Origin of the sequence: Streptomyces bobili (assembly GCF_002154575.1) — a bacterium.
Classification (GTDB): Bacteria; Actinomycetota; Actinomycetes; order Streptomycetales; family Streptomycetaceae; genus Streptomyces; species Streptomyces bobili.
The window spans coordinates 1-576 of sequence record NZ_MUBA01000908.1 but is presented as its reverse complement, the minus strand read 5'-3'; the positions used below and the strand labels follow the sequence as shown (position 1 = coordinate 576).

General features: G+C 70.7%; 1 pseudogene. It reads right to left on the bottom strand.

Going from position 1 to position 576, the window contains the following annotated elements:
• Window positions 1-349 precede the first annotated feature (349 nt).
• Window positions 350-576 (bottom strand): annotated as a pseudogene (locus BZL64_RS38630) (SAM-dependent methyltransferase); the annotation flags it as partial.

The following is a 576-nucleotide window of genomic DNA, read 5'->3' as shown; positions in this document are numbered from 1 at the left end:
GTGCGGCCCTGTGTCCCCGCACGTCGGCGGGGACGGTGTCGTGGGACACCGTCGGCAGGGCTCGGCGCAGGGGGATGGGCGTCCGGTTCAGCCCTGGGGCATCGCGCTGCAGACACGCAGCAGGTCGATGTGCCGGCGGGAGGTGAGAAGGGGTGACGACCAGGCGGTGCGGCTCACTCGGCGGGCGACCGTCTCACACCCCATGTGCTTCCCTACCTGTTCACTAGGATTCCAGGTCCGAGTGTCGATCCGCCCCCGGCCGCCGTCAAGAGGGCGTCCACCAGGTGAGTCAGGACGTGCGTCAGGACGTGCGTCGGGGGGCGTGTCAGTTGGCGTGTCAGGAGGAGTGTCAGGAGGTGCCGGCGCCGGGCTCCGGCAGCCGGTACACCGACACATGGGACGGCGACTCGGCGGTGAACTCGGAGCCCGTCCAGTCGGCGTGCCGGGACTCCAGCCGGAAGCCCGCCAGTTGGGCCATCAGGTCGAGCTCGGCGGGCCAGATGTAGCGGTGCGGGCTGCGGTCCAGCCTGGCCTGCCGGCCGCTCTCGTCGAACGTGAAGTGGTGGGAGACGACGT